At 68.4% G+C, this 23,087-nt stretch carries 19 protein-coding genes and 1 pseudogene; 12 read left to right on the forward strand and 8 right to left on the reverse strand.

Annotated elements, in window-relative coordinates:
- Positions 1 to 505 precede the first annotated feature (505 nt).
- From ACFPIJ_RS11545 to ACFPIJ_RS11560, 4 genes and pseudogenes are all read left to right on the forward strand, one after another.
- Positions 506 to 1,135, forward strand: a pseudogene (locus ACFPIJ_RS11545) (ISL3 family transposase); the annotation flags it as partial.
- 179 nt (positions 1,136 to 1,314) lie between these two features.
- The gene (locus ACFPIJ_RS11550; protein ID WP_380114716.1) at positions 1,315 to 1,956 is read left to right on the forward strand and encodes a hypothetical protein; all 642 of its coding nucleotides are present in this window, start codon (positions 1,315 to 1,317) and stop codon (positions 1,954 to 1,956) included.
- Positions 1,957 to 2,838: 882 nt separating this feature from the next.
- Positions 2,839 to 5,001, forward strand: coding sequence for a LamG-like jellyroll fold domain-containing protein (locus tag ACFPIJ_RS11555; RefSeq protein ID WP_380114717.1), 2,163 nt, complete (start codon positions 2,839 to 2,841; stop codon positions 4,999 to 5,001).
- Positions 5,002 to 5,419: 418 nt separating this feature from the next.
- On the forward strand, positions 5,420 to 6,763 hold the full coding sequence (locus tag ACFPIJ_RS11560; protein WP_380114718.1) for a hypothetical protein: 1,344 nt from the start codon (positions 5,420 to 5,422) through the stop codon (positions 6,761 to 6,763).
- A gap of 155 nt (positions 6,764 to 6,918) precedes the next feature.
- Here ACFPIJ_RS11560 and ACFPIJ_RS11565 read toward each other — a convergent pair whose 3' ends face one another.
- Complete coding sequence (locus ACFPIJ_RS11565) at positions 6,919 to 7,785, reverse strand: TIGR03619 family F420-dependent LLM class oxidoreductase (RefSeq protein WP_380114719.1); 867 nt, start codon at positions 7,783 to 7,785, stop codon at positions 6,919 to 6,921.
- 187 nt (positions 7,786 to 7,972) lie between these two features.
- Between ACFPIJ_RS11565 and ACFPIJ_RS11570 the strand changes: the two genes are divergently transcribed.
- Positions 7,973 to 8,287, forward strand: a complete 315-nt coding sequence (locus ACFPIJ_RS11570; protein ID WP_380114720.1) for a hypothetical protein — start codon at positions 7,973 to 7,975, stop codon at positions 8,285 to 8,287.
- A 115-nt stretch (positions 8,288 to 8,402) separates the two neighbouring features.
- Here ACFPIJ_RS11570 and ACFPIJ_RS11575 read toward each other — a convergent pair whose 3' ends face one another.
- Complete coding sequence (locus ACFPIJ_RS11575; protein WP_380114721.1) at positions 8,403 to 10,232, reverse strand: Hsp70 family protein; 1,830 nt, start codon at positions 10,230 to 10,232, stop codon at positions 8,403 to 8,405.
- Between the two features lie 461 nt (positions 10,233 to 10,693).
- On the opposite strand from ACFPIJ_RS11575, the gene ACFPIJ_RS11580 reads away from it, so the two are divergent.
- The 3 genes from ACFPIJ_RS11580 (at position 10,694) to ACFPIJ_RS11590 (ending at position 13,692) form a co-directional block, all read left to right on the forward strand.
- Complete coding sequence (locus ACFPIJ_RS11580) at positions 10,694 to 12,049, forward strand: ferredoxin reductase family protein (protein ID WP_380114722.1); 1,356 nt, start codon at positions 10,694 to 10,696, stop codon at positions 12,047 to 12,049.
- A 253-nt stretch (positions 12,050 to 12,302) separates the two neighbouring features.
- Positions 12,303 to 12,965, forward strand: coding sequence for a hypothetical protein (locus ACFPIJ_RS11585; protein ID WP_380114723.1), 663 nt, complete (start codon positions 12,303 to 12,305; stop codon positions 12,963 to 12,965).
- A 181-nt stretch (positions 12,966 to 13,146) separates the two neighbouring features.
- On the forward strand, positions 13,147 to 13,692 hold the full coding sequence (locus ACFPIJ_RS11590; RefSeq protein WP_380114724.1) for a DUF4240 domain-containing protein: 546 nt from the start codon (positions 13,147 to 13,149) through the stop codon (positions 13,690 to 13,692).
- Between the two features lie 131 nt (positions 13,693 to 13,823).
- Here the strand turns inward: ACFPIJ_RS11590 and ACFPIJ_RS11595 are convergent, their stop codons facing one another.
- Positions 13,824 to 14,387 (reverse strand): DUF4303 domain-containing protein, encoded by a 564-nt coding sequence (locus ACFPIJ_RS11595; RefSeq protein ID WP_380114725.1) that lies wholly within the window; start codon positions 14,385 to 14,387, stop codon positions 13,824 to 13,826.
- A 202-nt stretch (positions 14,388 to 14,589) separates the two neighbouring features.
- On the opposite strand from ACFPIJ_RS11595, the gene ACFPIJ_RS11600 reads away from it, so the two are divergent.
- Together ACFPIJ_RS11600 and ACFPIJ_RS11605 are read left to right on the forward strand one after the other, a co-directional pair.
- Positions 14,590 to 15,567: a hypothetical protein gene (locus tag ACFPIJ_RS11600; protein ID WP_380114726.1), complete on the forward strand. Its 978-nt coding sequence runs from the start codon at positions 14,590 to 14,592 to the stop codon at positions 15,565 to 15,567.
- A 220-nt stretch (positions 15,568 to 15,787) separates the two neighbouring features.
- Positions 15,788 to 16,258 (forward strand): hypothetical protein, encoded by a 471-nt coding sequence (locus ACFPIJ_RS11605; RefSeq protein ID WP_380114727.1) that lies wholly within the window; start codon positions 15,788 to 15,790, stop codon positions 16,256 to 16,258.
- A gap of 321 nt (positions 16,259 to 16,579) precedes the next feature.
- Here ACFPIJ_RS11605 and ACFPIJ_RS11610 read toward each other — a convergent pair whose 3' ends face one another.
- On the reverse strand, positions 16,580 to 17,941 hold the full coding sequence (locus ACFPIJ_RS11610) for a tetratricopeptide repeat protein (protein WP_380114728.1): 1,362 nt from the start codon (positions 17,939 to 17,941) through the stop codon (positions 16,580 to 16,582).
- Positions 17,942 to 18,746: 805 nt separating this feature from the next.
- Complete coding sequence (locus ACFPIJ_RS11615; protein ID WP_380114729.1) at positions 18,747 to 19,376, reverse strand: class I SAM-dependent methyltransferase; 630 nt, start codon at positions 19,374 to 19,376, stop codon at positions 18,747 to 18,749.
- Positions 19,377 to 19,538: 162 nt separating this feature from the next.
- Between ACFPIJ_RS11615 and ACFPIJ_RS11620 the strand changes: the two genes are divergently transcribed.
- Positions 19,539 to 20,399, forward strand: coding sequence for a helix-turn-helix transcriptional regulator (locus ACFPIJ_RS11620; RefSeq protein WP_380114768.1), 861 nt, complete (start codon positions 19,539 to 19,541; stop codon positions 20,397 to 20,399).
- Between the two features lie 416 nt (positions 20,400 to 20,815).
- Here ACFPIJ_RS11620 and ACFPIJ_RS11625 read toward each other — a convergent pair whose 3' ends face one another.
- Positions 20,816 to 21,283 carry a hypothetical protein gene (locus ACFPIJ_RS11625; RefSeq protein WP_380114730.1) on the reverse strand — a complete coding sequence of 156 codons (468 nt, stop codon included), beginning with the start codon at positions 21,281 to 21,283 and terminating at the stop codon, positions 20,816 to 20,818.
- Positions 21,284 to 21,676: 393 nt separating this feature from the next.
- Between ACFPIJ_RS11625 and ACFPIJ_RS11630 the strand changes: the two genes are divergently transcribed.
- Complete coding sequence (locus ACFPIJ_RS11630; RefSeq protein WP_380114731.1) at positions 21,677 to 22,189, forward strand: hypothetical protein; 513 nt, start codon at positions 21,677 to 21,679, stop codon at positions 22,187 to 22,189.
- Positions 22,190 to 22,237: 48 nt separating this feature from the next.
- Here the strand turns inward: ACFPIJ_RS11630 and ACFPIJ_RS11635 are convergent, their stop codons facing one another.
- Both ACFPIJ_RS11635 and ACFPIJ_RS11640 read right to left on the reverse strand, forming a co-directional pair.
- On the reverse strand, positions 22,238 to 22,687 hold the full coding sequence (locus tag ACFPIJ_RS11635; protein WP_380114732.1) for a hypothetical protein: 450 nt from the start codon (positions 22,685 to 22,687) through the stop codon (positions 22,238 to 22,240).
- Positions 22,650 to 23,048 (reverse strand): hypothetical protein, encoded by a 399-nt coding sequence (locus tag ACFPIJ_RS11640; protein ID WP_380114733.1) that lies wholly within the window; start codon positions 23,046 to 23,048, stop codon positions 22,650 to 22,652. The genes ACFPIJ_RS11635 and ACFPIJ_RS11640 overlap by 38 nt, the downstream gene beginning before the upstream one ends.
- Between the last annotated feature and the right edge of the window lie 39 nt (positions 23,049 to 23,087).

Below are 23,087 nucleotides of genomic sequence, written 5' to 3' on the forward strand. Positions count from 1 at the left end.
CGTCGGCCGTCGCCGCGCGATGGCCGACAGCTCTGGTCGCACTTCAGCGGACTCCGGTCCAGGTGCGGTTGAGTAGCCCGCCCGTCACCGCCGCCATGCTCGTGGGCCCACGGCCAATACCTATGCGGAGCGATGGCTACGCGTATCGATGACCAGAGCGAAGCCGACCCTTTCGGCGCACAACGGGCAGTCCTCCTTCAACGTTGCGGCGAGCGCTTGGCGGCTCTTCAGGTCTGCGGGTCGAGGTCTTTCGATGATGAGGGTTTCTCACGCCGCCCATCCGGAGGACCTCGACTTGCGCGACGCTACTCCTGCAGCCGGCTCCGCCGGTGCTGATCTGTCCTTCGCGCCTGCCGATCTGACAGCCTTCTGCCGGCTCGACGAGCTCGGCCTGGAGGTCACCGGGCAGCGTCTGGAGCCTGGTCGGGCGGTCCTGGCGTGCCGGGTCGTCCCCGTGGACGGCTCTGATGAACGCCGGTGTCGGGACTGCGGCTGCGAGGGCGGCCGACCGCAGGTCTGGCGGGACGGTGTCGAGGTGGTCGCGATGGACGGGTTCACCGGGTTCAAGACCGCCACCACCGAGGAACTCCCCGACGCGGTCGCGGTGATGGACCCCTTCCACGTCGTGCGGCTGGCGGGCGATGCGCTGGACCGGTGCCGGCGCCGGGTTCAGAACGACATCCATGGTCAGCGAGGGCGCAAGAACGACCCGCTCTGCCGCGCCCGGCAAACGCTGCACACCGGCGCGGACCTGTTGACCGACAAACAGTCGGCACGCTTGCGAGCCTTGTTCGTCGAGGAGCAGCACGTAGAGGTCGAGGCAACCTGGGGTGTCTACCAGGCGATGATCGCCGCCTACCGCGAGCCGAACCGTGCCCGCGGGAAGATGAGGATGCAGACACTCATCCACTCGATCAGCCACGGCGTCCCAGCCGCCCTCCGCGAGGTCATCATCCTCGGGCGGACGCTAAAGAAGCGCGCCGTGGACGTGCTGGCCTACTTCGACCGGCCCGGCACGTCCAACGGCCCCACCGAGGCGCTCAACGGACGGCTCGAACACCTACGCGGCTCCGCGCTCGGGTTCCGCAACCGGGTCGTCATCCTCCACGCCGGTGAACGCTCGATGTGCCATGCCCCATTGTCCTGCCGCCACGCCCGAGGCCAACATCCTTGTCGATCGTCGCCTGCTGGTCAGCGATGGTTCGCCGGTTCGCGTCGCTCTTCCTTGTTGGACATGCCCAGGTGGTAGCCGAGGATCGAGCTGACGGTGGCGGCCGCCGGGTGTCTGTGGCGGGCGGTCCGTAGCGTGGCGTGATGGGAATGTACCCGGAGTACAAAGAGATACCTGCGGCCCTGCTTGCCCGGCTGCTCGAACACCCCGATGACGAGGAGTGGGTCGACGGGCTCCTGTTCGAGACCGGTGATCCGGACTCGAACACTGCGCCGGGCTGGAGCGCGGCGGCGAGTTGCTCAACCCTGACCGACGAGGACCTTCGCGCGCGCTTCACCTGGCCCCACCTGACCTTCTCTGCCACGCAGCGGCGCCGGCTCGGCGTCCTCGACCTCGGCAAGTACCCGGATCCGGACTGGTTCAGCCATTTCCTCTTCGCGGCCGATACCCCGGAGCGGATCGATCTGACAGGCGTGCTCAGCGACGACTGGGACCAGAGGAACGCCGCCTGGGAGAAGATCGTGGAGGTGCCGGTCGACGTCGCGCACCACAGCGCCTACCGCGAAGGGGACACCGAGTACGGCTTCCACACGAACGTGCCCTGCTACGGCATCGGCGAGTACCGCACAGCCGAGGTTCTGGCCTCCGTGTGGGACAAGACCGAACGCGTCCTCGTTGCGTACCCCGAGTTCGCCAACCGCATCATCGAGCAGTTCGAAGCGCAGATCAGGTACTACTACGGCTGCGTTGCGCGGGGCAGCGTCGACCTGAGCGTGTGCTGGTAGCACAGTAGGGCTGGCGCGGCAGGCGTCCGGAGAACGGGAGTGTGTCGGGCCCAGCAGCATCCAGAGACGGCGGCAGTGCGCGGCAGTGGCATGATGTACTGACATAGCCGATGCTGGAAGTGTTCATGCCTCGCCGATCAGCGAGTCAGCTCAGGATGCTGTCGTCCCGCCCCCGCGGCTGGTATCGGGTCCCCGCGTCACGCGTGCCGTTGCCCGCCAACCTGTCAGCCTCGACCGGGCATCAGATCCGCGACTTCGAACGTCGTCACTGCCTCGACTCCGGCCAGGTCGCACGAGCGTTGCTTCGGTGGGCCGGTTGGGCCCGCTGCCCGCGGCCAGACCGATGGCGGTTCGGATGGCAGTTCAGCCCACCCTTTGCTGACGATCGTGCCCTGCTGGAGACTCTGCTCGCCGAACTCCGTCGACCAGCACGCCGACAGCTCTGGCCGATCGTGGCGACGCTGGATGCGCGCTACCGTGCCGTGACCGTTCACGATCCCTTCACGCCGGCCTGTCGGCCATGGTGGCGCCGTCGCTGTGTGGACGGCTGAACACCTCGCCGCGTACCTCGACCATGTCGCCGCCGACCGTCTGCACGCCCTTTGTGGCTGATCGCCACATCATCGTCCCGTAGCGCTCGGGACCGCCGACGACGGCTCGCCTCCACCATCGGTATCCAGAACTGGTTCACATATGAGAACCATGTAGATCTAGGTTCGAGTACATAGACGCAGTTCTCTCATTTGTGTTAAGAAGTGTTCACGCTCAATCCTTCCGGTGGTGGTATCCGCCATGCCGAACCCCAAGGGATGTCTCATGAAAGTGCCCCGCTGGTCCTCCCCGTTGCCCCCCTTCGCACCTGCCGATCGATGGCGGGGGCTCGTGTTCGCCCCGCTCGCTGCGGCGTCCGTCGCGTTGGCCATGCTTGCCGGATCGGCGGCGCCCGCTGCTGCCAACGCCGGCGCTCTAGCGGCTCCGGCCGATGACGGCCGGCTCACCGTGCTGCTGTTCTACAAGACCAACTTCCACGCATCCAACGTGCAGGCCCGGCAGGCCGTGCGTGACCTGGCCACCCAGCTCGGCACGCAGTACAACCAGCCGGTCGACATCCAGGAGACCGACGACCCCGCGGCCTTCACCACCGCGAACCTCGCCACCAAGGACACCGTGGTCTTCGCGCAAACCGGTGGCGTGCTGTTCGACGCCTCCCAGCGCTCCGCCCTGGAGGCCTACATCCGCGGCGGCGGCGGCTACATGGGCATGCACTACGCCGGATGGTCGGTCGGTCAGAGCGAGCACGACGTCAACCCGTTCTACTACCGCCTCGTCGGCGCCGTCTCCGAGGGACACCCGGAGAACCCCGGCGTTCGGCCGGGTCGCGTGTTCGTCACGGACACCAGCCACCCGCTGGTCCAGGGCGTGACCGCCTCGATCACCCGCAGCGACGAATGGTACGACTGGGTGGTCAACCCCGCACCCAACGTCCGTACCCTGATCGAGGCCGACGAGTCGTCCTATGGCGGCGGCGCCAACGGCTCCCCGCACCCGATCACCTGGTGCCAGAAGATCGACTCTGGCCGGTCCTGGTACACCTCGATGGGGCACGAGGGCACGGCCTACGCCGAACCGTACATGCTTGCCCAGATGAAGAACGGCCTCGCCTACGCCGCCGGGCTGCTGAGCGCCGACTGCTCACCGCCGGCCGCGCCGGCCGGTGTCCCGGTCCGCTACGAGTTCGAGGAGGGCACGGGCACCTCCGCCGCCAACACCGGCAGTGTCACTGGCGTGGGTGCGGCCGTCCTGACCGGCACCACCGGCTGGTCCACCAACGGCATCCTCGGCAAGGCGATCAACCTGCCCGGCGGCAGCACCGCCAACGCGGTCGACCTGCCGGACAACCTGTTGCAGAACGCGGCGAACTTCAGCGTCGGGTTCTGGGTGCGCCCCGACACCAAGAGCAACTGGACCAGCATGTTCCACATCGGCGACGGCCTCGGCTCCGCCGGGAGCTACTTCCACATCCAGATGCAGACCCAGGTGAGCGGCAACACCGGGCTCGCCGCCAGCTTCAAGGCGAAGACCGGTCCCGAGGAGCGGGTCTACGCCAATCCCGTGCGCGACGTGGTGGCCAACCAGTGGAACCACGTGGCCTTCACCCGGCAGGGCTCGACCGGCACGCTGTACCTCAACGGCGTTGCGATCGCGAGCCGCAACGACCTGACCGTCACCATGACCGGCATCGGCCCGACAGCCAACAACTGGCTGGGCCGTAACGGCTACGGTGACGCCGCGTTCGACGGCCTGATCGACGACGTGCGGGTGTACAACACGTCCGCGCTGAGCGGTGCGCAGGTGACGGCGATGTACAACGAAGGCAGCGCCGTGCGCTACACCTTCAACGAGAACACCGGCACCACCGCCGGCAACTCGGGCGCGAAGACGTCGGTCGGTGCGGCCACGCTGCAGGGCACGACGTCCTGGGCAGCCGGCCGGTCCGGCAGCGCGGTGAACCTGCCGGGCGGCGCCGCGTCCTCGGGCAACCAGGTCAAGCTGCCCGACAACATCCAGGCCGGACTGACCAACCAGTTCGCCGTGTCCTTCTGGGCACGTCCGGACACCCTCCCGAACTGGGTGCCGCTGCTGCAGATCGGCAGCAGCACGGACACGTTCTTCCTGCTCCAGTCGGGCACGAACAGCGGCACCACCGGCTTCGGGGCCACCTTCAAGGCGGCGGGAAACCCAGCACAGGAGCGCCTCACGCTCGGTTCGGGCCGGGACCTGCCGCTCAACCAGTGGACCCATGTGGTGTTCACGATGAACGGCTCGACCGGCAAGATCTACTTCAATGGAGTGCTCCAGGGCACCCGCACCAATTTCCCCATCGGCATCGGCAACGTGGGCGTGGGCGGCAACACCGCGGCCAACTTCATCGGTGGGACGAGTTGGGGCGACCCCCGGTTCGACGGTCTGATCGACGACTTCCGACTGTACGGCTACGAGCTCAGCGCCGACCACGTGGCGCAGCTGTACTCGGGTCGCCGGTGAGCGCCCCGTTCTAGTGGGAGCGTCCACGCCCGCATGCGGTCGGACTGACGGCTCCAGTCGGAGCGATGGCACCCGCCAGCGAACAGCTGGGTCACAATCCGAGTGAGCGTGGAATACATGACGACGTAGGCCCCGGGATCTCTCCCGGGGCCCACGTTCGTGGTTGGTGCGTTCACTGCAAGCTTCTCGACCAAGTCGGGTCCCCGCAGGTCGGCACGGTCGTGCCACCGCGTAACCGAACCGGAGCCACGGAGCCAGCCACGGAGTCGTGACGCCGTTTGGCGTAGCCGCCGCGCGAGACCAGCGGCATGAGCGCGCACCTGAGCACGCGGTTCTATGGACGAGTCCACGCGCCACCAGCGACGGGCAGGTGTGCTGTGCAGGCGTTGGCGATCGCGGCGGTGTCCCAGTAGAACGGATGGACCTCGGTGATTCGCCCGTTCTCTACGGTAATCGTCTGCAAGATTGGGAAGTCGAGTTCGCGCCCGGTGCTTCGGGCGCGTGCGTGTACGTAGGTCAGCACGACGAGTGGACTGGCGGTCGCCAGGACGTGCTGCTCGACCATCTCAAAGGCCACAGCCGGCCGCCGCGCACGATCGGCGGCAGATCCGGGTGCATGCGACCGCCGCTCGGTAAGGCGGGACGCCGGCGTAGGGTTTCGGGCATGGCCGATCTTGCCGGGCGATTTGCTCAGCTCGCTGGCGAATACGAGGCTCGGAAACGAGCGGCGATCGCGCTGGTCGGACGCTGGGAGTGGTACACCTGGCCGGGCCTGGACCTTCGTCCGTTGCATTTCGAGCGGGACCTGCTCAAGACCGGCCGCCGGTTGGACGCCCGGCCGCCGATGGATCGGAATGTCCTACGCATCGGGTTCGATGCCGAGGGCCACGCGGTGGTGGCCGAGCAGTACAGCGGCTTTCTTCGCGGACGCCTGTACTACGAGACCTTCGTCCGCTTCGACGGCGACGTGGTCGAGGCGGCGCACTTCGATACGGACGGACCCATCTACCTGCACGAGTACCGCTTCGAGCACGGGCTGATGCGTTCGGCCGACATGTTCGCGAAGCGCGGGTCGGGGCGGGAACGATATGTATACACCGATGGTCACATCAGTCGCGTCGAGATCGAGCACGATGGCCGTGCGGCTTCGGTGCTGGCAGCCGAGCACGACGAGGGCGGCCTGGTCCGCGTCGTTGAGGTCACGGGCCGGCGGTCCGTGGTGCGCCATGAGCGGCCGCCGACCGGGTTCGACCTCGTCGCGGAGTGCAGGACCATCGAGGACGCTGTGCTCCTGCTGATCCGGGACGCCGTGGCACGCCTGGTGATCGACGGCCCGGTCGCCCGCATCGCACTGAGCTACTTTCGGTCCGATGCACTGTCCTTCATGGTCCACGCGGCCACCGAGGACGAGCGCGTCGCCTTGACGGCGATCGATGTTCAGGCTGCATGGTCGCCGGAAGACTTCGAGGCGGGCACCGACGTCAACCTCGACGACGTCCCATCGGTCCGGTTGGTACGACAGGAGCTTGCGCTGCTCAACGCCGACGATGTCGGCGTCGCAGCTGGATCCGAGATCGGCCGGCAACTGTTGTGCGCAGTGGCGGCACGGCTCAACCTCCACGACTGGTCGGATACGTTGCCGGTCGCCGACGACTTCGTGGTGTACCCGGTCGACCTCGAGCTGGTCGACCTGGAACGAAATCTGGCCGATTGCCTGTCGCCCGACCGGTTCACTCGGTTACGCGAGCGCGGCCTGCTCTGACGACCCAGACCTCCGCACATCGCCAAGATCAGACGCGCTGTCATCGGCACGATCGGAAGCCGCAACCCGCCGAGCCACGCACCATCGGTAACGACTGGCCGGCGCCGAGCGCCCGCAGCGGCATGAGCGGATGGTGCCGATCTTGCTCGAATGCCTTACCAGGCGCCGTCAGCGAGGCGAAACCGGTCGGCGAAGGTAGACATCTCGTCGCGCTGCTCGACGGGATCGGTGGCGGCCACGTTGATGACGAGGCGGGTCACGCCCTGCGCGGCGAAGGCCTCGACCCGGTCGGGCGTGAGCTCGGTCGACGCCCATCTGGTGTACTCCAGCGCCTGCGGGTCGCGGCCGGCCTCGACCGCTGTCTCTCGGGCGAGGTTCAGTTGTGCGCGGCGCTCGTCCGGGGTGAGCATGCCGCCGGGGAAGTAGCCGTCACCACGTCGGCCGGCGCGGCGGGCCGCCGCCCGGCTCGACCCGCCGACATGAACAGGGAGTTCGGCGCCACCGTGCGGCTTCGGGAAGCTGACGAGTGTGTCGAAGTCGAAGAACTCTCCGTGGAAGCTGACGCCGTCGGCGCCGCCGGCCCAGAGCAGTCGCATGACGTCGATCGCTTCATCGGCCCGGCGGCCCCGGCTGGCGTAGTCCACTCCGACCGCCGCGGCCTCGCCCGGCAGGCCGCCCAGGCCGACGGTCAGCAGCCGCATTCGGCCTCTGGACAGGACGTCGATCGTAGCCAGCTGCTTGGCGAGGATGACGGGGTGCCGGTACGGCAGCAGGAGTACTCCCGTTCCGAGGAGGATCCGGTTCGTGGCGGCGGCGATGAAGGCCAGGCAGTCCAGCGGATCGGCGTACGGCAGCGTCGGGGGCAGTTCGACCCCGCCGATGGTCGCGCCCGGGTACAGCACGATGTGTTCGGGCAGGTACAGCCCTTCGAAGCCGCACTGTTCAGCGTGTAGTGCGAAAGCGGTGATCCGGTCGGGATCGATGCCGTGGTACGGGGTGCTGTAGCTGACGGCGAACCTCATTGCCGCGACGCTAGGCGTTGACACCGGCGTCAGGGCAAGGTCATCGTCGGGTGGCACCGAGTACATCTCAGTCAGAGCAGTCCGGCAGATCGAGCCCAAGTAGTGCGGGCCGCGCGGCTCGCGGCATGTCCGCGCACCTGATCTTGTTGGTGCTCGCATCACTGCCGGGGTCGACGGCGACTATGTCGTGGCTGCCGGCCTGAACCTGCCGCTCGACCCCATCACGACACTGCTGACCGGCGCACTCTATGTGAACGTGGACGACGAGTACACGGTGCCCAGCGAGCACCTGACGGCCACCGGGCTGTCCGCCGACGCCGAGCGGACCGCCGCGCGGCAGGTCGGCGCCCTGCCATCGGAGCGGCTGCTGCAGCTGCTGAACGCGGCGATGCCCGACGAACCTGCAATGCTTTGGGAATCCGGCCCTGACCTTGCCAGCCTGGCCAGCGCCTGGCGGTCCGCGCCGCCCGACCCGCCGTACCAGTTTGATCCTTCGAACTGACGAAAGTACCGAAGGAGAGATCAAGCGATGACTGCACCCAAGAGTGTGGACGTCGGCCGGCTCCTGCGTGAGGAACTCGGCTCAGCGTCACCCGATGTGCAACCGCGCGTTTGTGTCAGGTGATCTGGATGTTGACGGGCGTTGACAGCTTCGTGCCGAGCCGCGCGAACAGTTGGTAGGCCCCGGGCGGTGGTGGCGTCCGGCTGGTGCAGCCCGCCGAGGTCGCCTTGCCGTCCCACACGGTGTAAAAGCCTAATTGCTGCGAGTTCGTCAGTACGGTCGGCGCGCTCCCGCGCCGTGGATTGCAGGCGGCCGACGAGAACACCTTGACGGCGCCGGACTGGAGGAAGATCTCTTGTTGGTCGCCGCCCACATCCCGGATGCAGTCGCGGGTCGCCACGTTGGCCACAAAGAGACCGATGTTCAGGGAGGCACCACGGAGTTGGGATTCCTGGTCCGGTATCACCTTCAGGTCCAGGTCGCTGTCGGCGCATGGTGGGACGACGGCGGGCACCACGGCGCCGGACGCCGACGGTGAACTGGCCACCGTGGTCGGCGGGTTGCTGCTGGGTCCTGCCGAGCGGGACGCGACCGAGGCGGATGTGCTCGGGCCGGGTGACGTCCTGGGCGAGCGCTGCGAGGAATCGAGCCAGGCCCAGAGGCCGATGCCGGCCGTCAGCAGGGCCACCACCAGGAGCACGACCCGCGCCCGCCGTGCAGCCGTCGGTGCGGCTTCGGGCGCGCCGGCAGCCTCGGCGGCGTCTGTGACGGACGCTGTGGCGGCGGCTACGGCGGGCTTCCCGGTTGCGCGAGGTGATGGGCGCCGTGAAGGGGACGCTACTGGCTCGTTGGTCGTGTCGTCGCGCGGCACGTACAGGCTGCCTTCGGCGACGACGAGCTCTGGCTGTTCGATGACGGTGGGCGCGACGCCGAGGCCGCGGTGCAGCGCGGTCGCGGCGAGTGGGAGCCGGCTGGACCCACCGACCAGGAACACGGCCGCCGGCTCGGCCGGCCCGAGGCCCGCGTCGCGCAGCGCCGCCCGGGTGGCATCGAGGGTACGGTCGACGACGCGCTGCGCGAGCCGGTCCAGCTGTTCACGACCCAGTGGGGAGTCGACCTCCAGCAGCGGCAGGTGTACGACGGTCGTGCTCAGCCGCGACAGGCGCTCCTTCGCACCACGGACGTGGTCCCACAGCTGGCGGGCAGCGCGCCGGTCTGCGGCGGTCTGCGGCGCGGTGAGCCGCAGCCACAGCTCGGGACGGCTTGCGGCGTACACCGAGCCGAAGTGCGCCACGATCGCGGCGTCGATGTCGAGGCCGCCGGTGTCGTCCAGGCCCACGGTGGCGAGAACGTCGAAGCCGCCGGCCCGGCGCCGGACCACGCTGGCGTCGAAGGTGCCTGCCCCGAAGTCGTAAACGACGATCGGTGCGCCGTCCGGCACCGCGCCTTTGACGACGTCGACGAAGTACGCGGCGGCGGCAACCGGCTCGGAGGTCATCCGCACGTCTGGCAGGCCGGCTGCGTGTGCCGCAGCGGCCAGGGTGCGACGCCGGTGCGGTCCCCAGCCGACTGGGCACGTGACCACGACGTCGTCCGGCTCGCCGCCCGCCACCCGCCGAGCCTCGACCGCGACCCGCTCCAGAACCGCGGCGACACAATCCGTCAGCGGGACCTCGGCGTCGCCGAGCAGCAGGGTTCCCTCGTCGATGCGCCGCTTCGGGTACGGCTCGTAGCGCTCGGGCTGCGCGCCGGCGGCGTGTACCGCGTCGCTGCCGACGAGCAACTGCGCCGGTTGCCCGGCCGCCAGTCCGGCGTGCACCGCCGACGGCAGCAGCGGCGTGCCGTCGAAGAGCAGCGGCTTGATCCGCCCGTCCGGCCAAGACAGCACCGCCACCGTCGAGGACGTGCCGAAGTCGATGCCGAGACGGTGACCGGTGAGAGGCACCGAGCCACTGTACGCGGCGGCCTGCCGCGCTGGTAGGACACGTAACCCACCTGACCGACACGGCCTCCTCCAGCGGCAAATCATGAGCTGGACACACGATCGAGGTTGTGAGACGTCAGGCGGGCCTGGAGATCACGTGCGCCCTCCTCGGCAGAGTCGTGAGCCGCGGCTACGTGCCGGAGGCCATGTAGGCGGCGAGGATGTGGTTCGGGTGCCGGTCGAGGTTGCCGCGTGCCCGGTTTCGCTGCGCAGGCTTCGAAGATCCGCAGTCCAAGGAGTCCAAGGAGTCCGAGGAGCGCGATCAGGGCGAACCCGCCGTACGGGTCCGGGGCGGTCACTCGCCGCCCCTGAGCCGTTCGCCTGATTGAACCGGCCCGGCCCTGCATGCGTACCTGTACGAAGGCATCGTCTGCGCATCGTGGACACAAGGGGAGAACGCCGTGACGGCTGCGGATCAGAGCGTGACAGGACCGGTCGCGACCAGGAGCGGCGGCGGCGCTGCCCTCGCGCATCCGCGGGTCCGGGCCATGGCGGCGTTGTGGGGGGCGGTGATCCTCAACCTGATCATCATCGAGGTGCTGTTCTTCGCCACCGACCCGGCGAAGAACGCGCTGCACGCGACCGGGAAGTTCCTCGGCCTGCACGCGGCCCTCGCCATGCTGCTGCAGTTGGTGCTCATCGCCCGGCTGCCGTGGCTCGACCGCCGGCTCGGCATGGACCGGCTGACCTCCTGGCACCGGTGGACCGGCTTCTCGCTGTTCTGGCTGGTGCTGCTGCACCCCACGTTCGTGATGCTCGGCTACGCCCAGGCGTACAACAGCACCTTCCTGAAGCAGGCGTCCAACCTCATCGGCATGGGCCCGACCATGATCGGATTCATCGCCGTCGGCATCATCGCGGTCGCCGTCGGCGTCTCCGTGCGCCTCGCCCGCCGCAAGCTGTCCTACGAGACCTGGCACGCCGTGCACGTGCTGCTCTACGTGGCGATCGTGCTGGCGCTGATCCACCAGATGTACGAGGCCTCCACGTTCACCGCCACCATCGTGTCCACCTTGTACTGGTGGAGCCTCTGGGCCTTCGCCGGCCTCTCCCTGATCATCGGCCGGATCATCGTCCCGCTGCGCCGCAACGCCGGGATGCAGCTGCGGGTCGCCGCGGTCGTGCCCGAGGCGGACAACGTCGTCTCCGTCCACATGACCGGCAAGGACCTCGACAAGCTGGGTGCACGCGCCGGGCAGTTCTTCATCTGGCGGTTCGTCGGGTACAACAGCTGGTGGAAGGCCAACCCGTTCTCGCTGTCTGCGGCACCCGGCCACAACGCGCTGCGCCTCACCGCGAAGGCCGTCGGCGAGACCAGTGCCGGGCTGCGCAACGTGCCGGTCGGGACGCGGGTCTTCGCCGAGGGGCCGTACGGCGCCTTCACCAGCATCCACAAGACCCGCGAAGGCACGGTGCTGCTCGCCGGCGGGGTCGGGGTCACGCCGATCCGGTCGCTGCTCGAGGAGCTTTCCGGGCCGATTGCGGTGCTGTACCGGGTGCAGAGCCCTGCCGACGCGGTGCTGCTCGCGGAGATGGAGCAGCTCGCGCGGATGAAGGGCGCGCAGGTCCACGTGCTCTCGGGCCGCACCGGCGCGGGCAACCCGCCGAACATCCCGTTCGCCCCGGAGAACCTGGTACGCCTCGTCCCGGACATCCTGGAGCGGGACGTGTTCGTATGCGGCCCGCCGGCGATGACCGACGCGGTGCTGAAGAGCCTGCGTCAGCTCAAGGTGCCGCCGCTGCAGATCCACGCGGAGCGGTTCGCGCTGGCGAGCTGAGCCCCCGTTTCCCGCCGATCTTGGAGTAGCGGTCCCGGATGTGTCCCCGACTTGTGTGACATTCCGGAACCGTTACACCAAGATCGGCCGCGGCGGTGGAGGCGGTAGACCATTGCCGCCGCCAGGAGCATTCCCGACCTCGCTGACAGTCACGCACCGTCAGTGACAAGCATCTGTCAAGGCGCCGCGCACCCGCAGCGGCATGAGCGCGCGCCCGGCGGGGTGGGTTGGGTTGCTCTGTAGCATCGGCTGCGTGATCCTGGACGATCTGGCGGCCTTACGGCAATGGTCGGTGCTCCAGCCGACGGTGCGCCTGGTGGAGGGCCCGCCACTTGTCGACGAGGAGATCGACCGCCTGCCCGAGCTGATCGACGAAGCACACTCGTCCAGGCTGCCGGTGCCGTTTCGGCCCGAGGACTTTACGGTTCCCCGCGGCTATCGAGCGTTTCTGCGGATCTGCTCATTCCTGCGGATCGAGTACCGCGACGGCGGCGGTTGGGCGACGTACGAACCGTTCAACATCTTCTCGCCGCAGGAAGTGGCCAAGGGGCACTCGTTCATCGACGGTGCCACGCTGGACGACGAGGAGATCTACACGAGTTTCCTGGTGGCCTTCGCCACCGCCGGCTACGCGACGGAGGCCAGCCGCTGGTGCTTCTACACCGACGCCGACGTCGAACGGCAGGACGGTGAACTGGCGATCCTGTGTGAGAGCAACGACTTCGAGTGTGACCTTGCCAAGTACGTCGAGACCGGGTTGTGGGTACCGGACCCGTTCAACCACCCGGCATCGCTGTCGTTTGCGGACTGGTTTCACCGCCTTGTGCGGGTGGTGATCCAACGTCCCTTCGACTCGGAACGCACCGACGAGATCCCGAACAGCTTCTACCAAACCTCCGCGGGCGAGAACGGCTGACAGCGTCCGCTGTTCCGAGGTCCACGACGACAGGAGCCAGCCTGGGTTGGCCGTCACCGTCCATGAGCACACGCTTGTCGGCCACAGGCGCGCGACGGGCGAGGCGCGGCCGACGTACGGACGGTAAAGGCTCGTCGCGGCGGCATCCGGCGGCACGGGATCGGCTTGGTACGGTCTGGCAGTGGAGTGGGCGGTCTTCTGGCGCATCGTCGAGGGGGCCCGAGCTGAGGCGGGCAGTGACACCGAACGCGTCGCCCAGGTGCTTCTTCGTCGCCTTTGCGCGTTGACTCCGGACGAGATTGAACAGTTTGAGGAGCTCTGGTTCCAGGCACAGGACGAGCTCTACCGCTGGCCCATCCGGGACGCTGCCACGCTGTTGTTGGGTCCCTTCGACGATGATGATTTCCTCGCGGTGCAGGACTGGATCGTGTCGCATGGGCGGCAAACCATGCGACGGGTCCAGGACGACCCCGACAACCTTGTCGAATTGGCGCCTGACCGGCACAACGCGCGGATCGACTGGTTCTGCGGCCTTCCGCTCGAGGCGCACATCGCCGCAACCGGGGCTCCCTTGGCGATCGATGGGCCTTCCGGACCCGACACACCGGTCGGAACTCCGGCCGACCTCACCGACGAAAACCATACGAGGCAACGTTTCCCCAAGCTCACGGCCTACCTCGACGCCAATCCGTGGATCGAGCGTCCGTGGGAACGCGCAGCCAGCTGATCACCCGCATGCGCTCGTCGGCTACGTCAGCACACTGGCTGGACAACTCCCCGTCACGGTGGACAGCGAGCGGATCGCGGCAGAAGTGCGTGTCAGTATCGGTGCCGGCGGCCGTTGAGCCGGCAGTAGGGTCACGCCTCTTCGGCCTCTCGCAGATGCTCGGCGAGTTCGGGAACGGTCGTGAGCACGAAGGGATCGACGCTCGCGCGGATCAGGTCCGCCTCCTCGTCTCCGCGCTGGCCCTCCAGAATGACGACGACGAACGTGGCCGGGAGCGAGCTGTGGATGCCGCCCAGACGCGCGGTCGCGGTCATCGCCTTGCAGACCCGGGCCATGGCGGCGTCATGAGCCGTCCAGAGCGACTCCAGCGCCAGGTCACGTTCGGCATCATTGGTGGCGGGGGCCAGGTACTCCTCGGTGAGGCGCTGGTACCACGGCCGCATCGCATCGCTCGCGGCGTCCAGCACGTCCCACCGCCACTCCGGCGGTGTGAACCGCGTCGAGTATCCGTCGTTGCGGCGCACGGCCGTCTCGGTGTTGGCGGCCAGCGCGGGCGGGAGGATCACGGTGCCACCGGCGTAGAAGAGGTGGAACGCCGCGGCGTACAACCGCTCGCCCGGACAGGCCGCGGCCAGACCAGCGAGGGCATGGCATCCGCTGTCGTGCCACGCCGCCTCGAAGTCCTGCCAAACCACCACCGCACGGTACCTCGCCGGAGCCACCGGCGTGCGGCACCGGCTTCGATCGCCAGCACCGACAGCTACGGCCCATGGATTCTCACTGCACGGCAGCGAGCGGACAGCGGCATGAGCGGAAACGTGATCAAGGTCCTCGACGGTTGTGTGGACGCCCTACCTGCGTCGCGGGCAGGCGTTGAGGGCTCCTATGCTTCGGGTCGTGACGAAGATCGTGACGCTGGGAGCGATCACCTGCCCGTCGGGTGAGTTGGTCCTTATGGATGGCGGGTACCTGGGTTTGTGGTCCGGCGACCGTGCGCCCGAGCAACAGCGTGCCGACGACATTCCGCCGGGGGTCGACTTCGAGATCGTCGGGACCGACGCGGAGACGGCCGCGCGATCGTTCGATCGGCAGGTCGGCCGCACCCTGTACGACATTCCGGAGCGCAGTGCCGCGGATTTCACCGCACTGTTCGACGAGCACTGTCGCGAGCATCGCTACTCGGCTGCGTTACGGCGGTTCGAGGGCCAGGTCCCGCACCGCGAACGGGTGCGGCGGGCTATCGCTGGTGGGGAGCCGAGTTTTCTGGTCAGTGGTGTGCCGGTGATCGTGATCGGTGGGGTGCCTGCCGACCGGCCGCTGCGGGTCACTGCATCGCCTGACGAGGACTGGGGTTGGCGACGCATCCGCCTCGAGGTCAGCGCCGGCCCGGCGGCGCAGCGGCGTGAACTTGGTCGAATCGGTGTCGATAACGCTCGGCTCGTCTTTGCCGACGCTGATGCGTTGAATGCGTGGGTGCATGAGGACGCGATGGACGGCATGGCGGATGTCGTCTTCTGGGGCCGGGACGAGGAAGCGGTGGCAGCCGAGTTCGGCGCGAGCCGGGTCGGCGCTGACGGCTTCGGCTGGCTCGACGTTCCGATCCGCGAGGCGTACAGCAAGGCAGTCGCCTTGGACGCGCATCGCAACAGCTCAGCGGGTCGACTCTTCGCCTTCGACTTCCGGCCGCACTCCCACCATTGGCAGGTGATGGCCGGCGTGCGTGCGGCCGAGCACGAAGCCGCCACCATCCACGTCGGCGGCGCGGACATCATGTTCGCGATGACGTCTGTCGGCGACGGCTTCTTCCCGGCCCATGCCGAGATCGGCAGCAACGGCGACCTCGTGGCGATCCAGATCACGATCAGAACCGAATAATGATCAGGGCCGGATGAACCTGGCCGGAAGAGCAGCCACGGTCAGCACGGCACCCCAGGCGACACCATGGCAGCAAGCGCAATGCGGCAGAAGCGCGCACCGACAGATCGGGGGTGCGGCATCCGGCGCGATCATCGCTGAGTTCCAGCGAGGGACTGTGGGGGGCCGCCCGAGCCTGATATCGCCTGACGTTGCGGACAGCGTTTGCCAGGATGGCGGTGTGACGGATGCGGCGGGACGCCAGGACGGCGCTGGCGAGTTCTGGGAGACGGAGCCCGGATGGGTTCTGGTGAACAGCAGTGACGGCGGCTACCTGCCGGTCAACCAGATCACGTCCAAGGCCATGCTCGTCTGCGACGAGTCCGAGTCTGCGCGGATCACCGCGGGCATGCGACTGTCCGGCTGTCCCGTTCTCGACATGCCCCATGGCGCCAACCTGCCAATCATTGCCGACATCTACGTCGACCGAGTCCCGCAAGACGGCCTGCAGATCTTGATCGAACTTCGACGCCTGCTGGGAATGGTGTGGCCATTCTCCGACCTTCGCAACCTGCTCGCCCGCCAGCCGATTCGTGCCCGGGCTGGCGACGTGGCCGAGATGCGAAGCGCACTGACCGCAATCCCGCACCTTCGACCGCACCTATTCCACGACGCCCACGGCAGCCTTGAGCCGGTCTGGCCCGACGACTGAAGCACAACCACGCAGACTCCCTCGACACGAGCGCAGACCAGCCCCGGCCCTGAAATTACGCCCGCTCAGGACCCCACGGAGCGCGACGGTCGTTTGCGATCCGCAGCGCTCGATCGGCGGCATGAGCGTGCGCCAGCCCGGTCGTCAGCCGCCAATGGGCATGGGGGCATTGCTGCAATGGGCAGGTTGATGCGGACGGCTGAGATTCCAGTGTCCGTCGCGACGTACAAGCCAGCGGTGGGTGTCGTGGCGTTAGGAGAAGGTGGCGCCGTCACCGTCGATATCGGCAGTGGCTCGGGCGGCACCGGTAACGGCGACTGGTTAGAACGGCGGCTCGTCGACCACGTTGTCGGCTTGCGGCGGTGTCATGGGTCGTGGCTCGTAGCGTTGCAGCACCGCGACGGCGTCGGCGACCCGGCCAAGGTCGAGCAGATAGGTCGCCAGGTGATACCCGTGGCCGGGTTCGTGGTGGGCGAGCATTTCGACGGCCTCCTCCGTGCGTCCCGCGTTGGCCAGCAGCGCAGCGGGCGTCAACAACCCATACCAACTGTCGCCCTCCGGATGTGACCGTGCCAGCTCGACCGCCTCGTCCAGCCGGCCGAGTGCCGCGAGCAGCGGCGGCCGCAGCCGGAAGAACTCCCAGTCCTCGTCGCCGCGCTCGGCCTTGAGCTCGTCGAGAAAGGTCAGGCCGTCGGCGGCGCGTCCCTGCTCGGCATACAGCGTGCACAGCAGGTCAGCGAGGCAGTCGTCGTGTCCGGCGTGGCTCATGACCAGCGCGCGCAGCACCTCGACCGCCTCGTCGCCGCGGCCGTGCCGCGTCAGCAGCTCCGCCAACGGCACCGCCCGGCACACCCACGGCACGACGGCGTCGTCGAGCCCCCAATAGACCTCGACCGCGCCGGCGACGTCGCCGCGCTCCTCCAACAGCTCCGCGAGGCGCTCCGCGGCGTGGCCGTGGTAGTCGGCCGCGGCATAGGCCCGCAGCTGCTCGACCCGGTCATGCCGGGCGAGCAGGTCAGCGAGCTGGTCGCGGCCGTTGACCGAGGTGCCCTCGCGGGTGTGCAGCACCGCGATGGCCTCGTCGAGGCGGCCCTGCCGCTCGCGGATGTCGGCAAGCAGCCCGACGGCATTCCAGGGCCGGATGTCACGGGAGTCGCAGGTGTCGTGGTCGCAGTTGCGCACGGCCGCGCCAATGCGCTCCTGCAGCAGCGCGACGGCCTCCTCATCGCGGCCGCAGGCCTCGGCCACGTCGACGAGGGCGGCCGCGAGCCACCAGTCCTCGACGTGCGGGCGTAACAGGTCGAACGCCTCCCCAGCGCGCCCATGGCGGGCCAGCAACCGCCCGAAAAACTCCAGCGCGGACCGGTCACCGGCCGCCGCACGGGGACGCACCAGCGCGATCGCCTCCTCGCCCTGCCCCCATCGCTCCAGCAGCCGCGCCAGGGCCACCGCTGCCTCCCACCAGCCCGTGGCGACGAACGGAGCGAGCACCGCTCGGGCCCGCTGCGGTGCAGCCTCCTCAGCGATCGCCAGGGCGCAGAACCACTCGCCACGGGAAGCCTGCCGCTCGACCTCACCGACGTGGCCGAGCTCAAGCAGCCTGGTGACCGCATATGGCGGGATACAGCCTGTCAGCATCCGGGTGCGGTAACTGAGATCTTCGGCGTCCAGGGTGTCCAACACGCCGGGGAATCTATCCGCCGGGTACGACACTTTCCGCGATCCGCAGCTCTAGAGCCGCGTCCGGAACCGCGGCGTGACTCGGGTCGAGCCGTTCGCCGAGCCGGGTAGCAGCCGTGTCAATCGCCGCCCGCACACCTGATGCGGCATGAGCGGATGCCGGGCCTGCGCCGCAGGTATAGACATCCAGATCTCGCAAACGTTCTGGGACGACTTTCGCTACTGTCCGACGTTCGGGTCTCCGTTCAAGGCCCAGGAGTAGAGGCGGGTCTCCCATCCTCCCGGATGCGTTGTGCGGCTGCCGTCGCTGTGTTCGACGGTAAGTCCGGCTGGTTCGGTGCGGTAGCGTTCGCCCGCCCGGATGAACGCTGGTGCCTGCAACACGAGCCAATGGCAAGGGCCATTGCCTCGTATGTCCTCCACAAGCAGCAGCCGCTTGGCGCGCCGCCACTCGGTCCAGTAGGGGCCGCTTTCCACGTGATCAGTACAGCATCGGGGAGACGGGAACGATACTGAGTCCGGCGGCGTCAAGCCGCCGCCACACAGCGTGACGCTCTTCGTGTCGGTCGCTGTGCGAGATCTGCGGCAGATGAGTGCGGCTGATACTGCGGGATGCTCCGTGGTGCCGTCTCAGAACGCGTTGTCATACCTCGAGGTGATGGAGCCGCCACCGGGGCGGGATCCGCGCCGCGGTGGCCGGTCGTGGTGTGCGAGCGCGGTCCGGGTGGTTGAAGGCCGTGATCCACAGCCGTCGACGGCGGTCCTGGACTCGCAGACCGTCCACGGTGCCAAGGCGCCCAATACTTTGTCAGGCAACGGCGCGGAAGAAGGCGTAGTTGCCGGCGAATCGGCGGCTTCCGTGCCCGGTCGCGGATACTTCGGTCAGCCCGCCCTGGCGCATGACCGCCTGGATCCGCTCCGGGGTGTGTCCGGCCAGCCGCGGGTGCTGGTGCCCCCGCGCGCCCGGGCGCCGCGTCCCGTCCGCGTCGACCACGTGCAGTTCGCCACCGGGGCGCAGCACCCGGCGGATCTCGCGCATCGCCGCCACCTGCGGCTCCTCATCGAGGTGGTGGAGCATGTAGGAGGACAGGACCCGGTCGAGGCTGGCGTCCGGCAGCGGCAGTTCGTCGGCGTACGCGAGCATCAACCGCACCGTCAGACCGCGCCGGGCGGCCTTGCGACGGGCCTTGCGGAGCGCGGCCGGGTCGGGATCGATCCCGGTCAGGTCGGCTCCCGGCACCCGACGGCCGAGTTGTATGAGCAGGTCGCCCGGGCCGCAGCCGACCTCCAGCACCCGGTGGCCGGGCTGGACGCCGGCCCGATCGAGCAGCTCCCCGTGCACCTGGGAGAGGCCGGCCGCCCGGGCGAACGGGTCGTAGAGGAACAGCATCCAGTGTCGGCCCATCGCCGGGATGTACGGCCGTACGGTGTCGGTCATGGCAGCCTCCGTAGTGGTGATCAGACGAACTTCGGTCGTACTCTCAGCGTCGTGCGCGAGCAGAGCGGTGCCATCGCCGGATCCGTGGCGGGGATAGGACATTCTTCGGATGCTCCGGCGCACGCACAGCTGACCCGGATGGACCGCAGGACCACCAGCGGCGTGCCGGTCGCGGTGTTCCGGCGGGTGCCCGGCATCCCGCCGGTGGCGGTGACCCGGCTGCCCGACCGGCCGCTGACGCCGCAGCCGCTGCCCGGCCCGCAGACGCACACCCACGATTTCCTGGTCCTGCTGTATGCACACCGCGCCGGCGGCAGTTTCCTCATCGACGACCGCACGTGGACAGCTGCCGACGGAGATCTGTTCGTGATCGCGCCCAGCCAGGTGCTGTCCTTTCCAGAGCCTGCCGACCAGATCGTCGAGGACGGATGGGTGGTGTTCTTCCCGGCCGATGTGATCCGCAGCGGGGCGTACTCGTGGCGGGCGCACCCGCTGCTGTTCCCGTTCGCCTGCGGCACCGACCGGGCGCAGCGGTTGCGGGTCCCGCCGGAGCAGCGGCCCGGCTGGGTAGAGCGGATCAGCGCTCTCGACGGCGAGCTGCGGACCCGGCGGACCGGATGGTCGGAGGCGTCGCTCGCGCACCTCATGCTGCTGCTGGTCGCGATGGCCCGGCTGGCCGGTGACGTCGCCGGTGAGCTGCGGTCGGCCGACGAACCGCTGCTGGCCGCGGTGTTCGACGTGATCGAGCACCGGTTCACCGAACCGATCTCGCTGGCCGAGGTGGCCGCCGAGCTGGCGCTGACCCCGGGGCACTTGACCACCTCGGTGCGTCGCCGGACTGGCCGAACCGTGCAGCAGTGGCTCACCGAGCGGCGGATGCAGGAGGCCCGCCGGTTGCTGACCGAGACTGATCTCACGGTGGCGGCGATCGCCCACCGGGTCGGCTATCCCGACGTCAGCTACTTCATCCGACGGTTCCGGACCGAACACCAAATCACGCCGGCGCTTTGGCGGCGCGGCTGACAGGGTGGCCACAAGGGCCGCCCGCCACCCCGTGAGGAGGCTTCCCGCATGGTCGGTGCAGGAACAGTCTCGAAACAGGGCTGGACCGTGCTCTGCCGCGTCGAGGTTGACGGCCACCAGCGCAAGGACGTCGGCAAACAACGCCAGATCGCGGGCCATGGGTAAGGGACCAGGACATGGTGGTGCCCGACGCGAAACGGTTCGCCAGAGCACAGCAGCTGCCAGCCCGCTATCCAGACGGATCGCCACCGCGGCCATCTCTGACACGTCGCAGCGGGCTGGACGCGGCGAGCGGCCACCAGCCGACGAAGTTCCACCCTGCTGCCGAAGATTCCGCTCGCGTACCCCACGCACGACGCCCACATCGCGGCAGGTGCGGATGCCTGGTCGAGGTGGGAGGTCCGTTCCGAGTCCGGTCACGCGGGTCGACGGGGTACGCCCAGGTGATCGAGGATGGCAAAGAACATCTCCTCAGCGAACACGAACCGCGCCCACGGCAATCTCAACCATGCGCTGATGCCTGGTGGGCGCCGAAGATCAATGATCTGCCGGATCGAGGTTGCGGACGCGTGGTAGCCAGCATCGGTCGCCCACGACGCCACCCGTCGTGCGGCCTCGGTCGGCCGCAGCCCGGTTGTCTGGATCAGCCCTTGGGCGTGTGCGACTGCGGCGGCCTTCGGAAGGCCCGCCATAACCTGATGATCGCGTTCGAACGCGTAGGCGGTGCGCCGGTCCAGCCAGGTGTGCCATAGGCCGGAGTTCGGGCTACTTCCAGCCAGACGCCCGTAGTCGCTGTCCGCGATGTACGCGGCGAGAACCGGATGGCCGGTCTCCTTCACCACGTCGGCCAACAGGGACAGGTGTGCTGTCAGATCGTCCGCCACGGTCAGAACCTGCCAGCCGTCACCACGCAGGGCTCGATCCTCATCCCGAACCGTTGCGCCAAACCTGCACAACGTTGCAGGCGGCTCACCCGCTCGGACGGCGATCAACGTCCCCCAATAGCCCATGCGGCTCCTCGTCGACGGCCCTTGATGACGAATCGTAGCGATGTCCGCGGCCAGCCCGCATCAGATCCATAGGGCTCGATTCCCTGCAGGCTGGTCCCTGTTGACGTCCGTTCGATCAGCCCGATTGGCGTAAGAAGATCAGGTGCGCGCACATCGGCATGACCGCGCGCCGCAGCCAGCCCGGACAGTTGCGCCCCGTAGCGATCGGAGCGCGGCAGATGAGGATGCCGTCGCTCGATGAAGTCGGTCCGTGCGAGGATCGACGGCGTGTCCGAGGAGCAAATGCCGCCCGTGGCCCGAGAGGTGCTGGTCGACGAGGATGCCGTGACGGTCGATCCGGCGCTGCCTGCGTTCCTGGCGCCGCCAGAGGACGCGCCCGCGTATCACGGGTTTCGGGTCGTCGCGGAGTCCGAGGTCGACGGGTGGCGGCTCGGCATGATCACCGGTTTCGGGGTCGAGGGCGACGGATACGTCATCGCACCCGACGACGGGCGTGCGGGGCTGGTCTGGACGGCCGAGGGCGCAGGGTACTTCCGGGCCGGGCATCCGCAGTTCTGCGATGAAGTGTGCGGGCCGGACGAGTACACGTGGGGGGTGTTCTCGGTGGGCGTGAGGCTGCCGCTACGCGGCCCCGGCGACGCGCGTGCCTACCTGGCGGCGTTGATACCGCGGCTGCGCCCGTTCTGGGCGGCGCGGACGGCGCGCCCGTTGGAGGCCGGTCAACTCGACCCGGCGTCCGACCCCCGGCCGAACGGGTTGCAGGCAGGGAAGCAGCCGTAGTCCTGCAACGATCGGCGCGCACGGACGGCGGCATGAGTGCGCGGGCAGTCAGTCCCCGGACCGGCCCCAGAAGTAGATCTCGGTCGGCATACCGGCGGCGTCATGTAGGACGGCGCATCGTCCGAACCAGCGGTGTTTGGCCAAATCGTCGATCACCTCCAAGTGGTCGCGACCGACCTTCTCGACGCCTGCCCGGTCGAGCGCCTCCGCGGTGGTCACCGGAGCGATCGTTCCGTACTCGGGCTCGCCGTGCTCGGCGAAGCGCCGATCAAACTCGAACGGCGAGGTCACAGCCGCATCGAGCCAACCGAACTTCTGCGGCTCGCCGTCGGGCAGCACTCGCCGCATGTCGAGGATCGAATGGGTGCCCGACTCCTGGACCCTCTCGTCGGCAAAGAGCTCGTCGATGGTCTGGGGACGGTTCGGATAATCGCGTGCGGCGCCTGGTGCGGCAAGGCCGTCAGTGGTCGTCGTCGGGCGGGAGTGCGAAGACGTCATCTCCGCGCAGACAGTCGCCTCGAGGTCGAGGAGACAACGGGTGCAGCTCATCGAGCACGATCTGTGCCCGCCATCCGCCGGTCGCCAGTCCATTGGAGGCGTGACCGGCGAGCCGTTCGTCGGCACTGTCGCCGAGGAGTCCAGCCTGTTCGAGGATGATGAACAGCGCGTCGGCGGCGCAGGTCACCATGTCGTTGGCCTCGTCGACGCTCGTGCCTGGGTTGAGTTCACAGTAGGTGTGGCGGGCGGTCGCGAGGAGGCGGTCCGCGTCGGTGACGGTGAAGTCCCGCCGAAGTCGCACGGACAGTCGCATACCGTTGACGAGCGGATCGTTACCGATCACGCCGTCGTCGTTGGCCACGCCGACACGGTACCGGAATCTGCTCGGCCGGCATCCACC

Source organism: Dactylosporangium cerinum, assembly GCF_042653625.1.
Lineage (GTDB): Bacteria > Actinomycetota > Actinomycetes > Mycobacteriales > Micromonosporaceae > Dactylosporangium > Dactylosporangium cerinum.

Coding starts and splice junctions, on each gene's coding strand:
- ACFPIJ_RS11550 (WP_380114716.1), top strand. CDS start 1,315: ATGGGAATGTACCCGGAGTACAAAGAGATACCTGCGGCCCTGCTTGCC.
- ACFPIJ_RS11560 (WP_380114718.1), top strand. CDS start 5,420: ATGGACCTCGGTGATTCGCCCGTTCTCTACGGTAATCGTCTGCAAGAT.
- ACFPIJ_RS11565 (WP_380114719.1), bottom strand. CDS start 7,785: ATGAGGTTCGCCGTCAGCTACAGCACCCCGTACCACGGCATCGATCCC.
- ACFPIJ_RS11615 (WP_380114729.1), bottom strand. CDS start 19,376: ATGACCGACACCGTACGGCCGTACATCCCGGCGATGGGCCGACACTGG.
- ACFPIJ_RS11635 (WP_380114732.1), bottom strand. CDS start 22,687: ATGACGTCTTCGCACTCCCGCCCGACGACGACCACTGACGGCCTTGCC.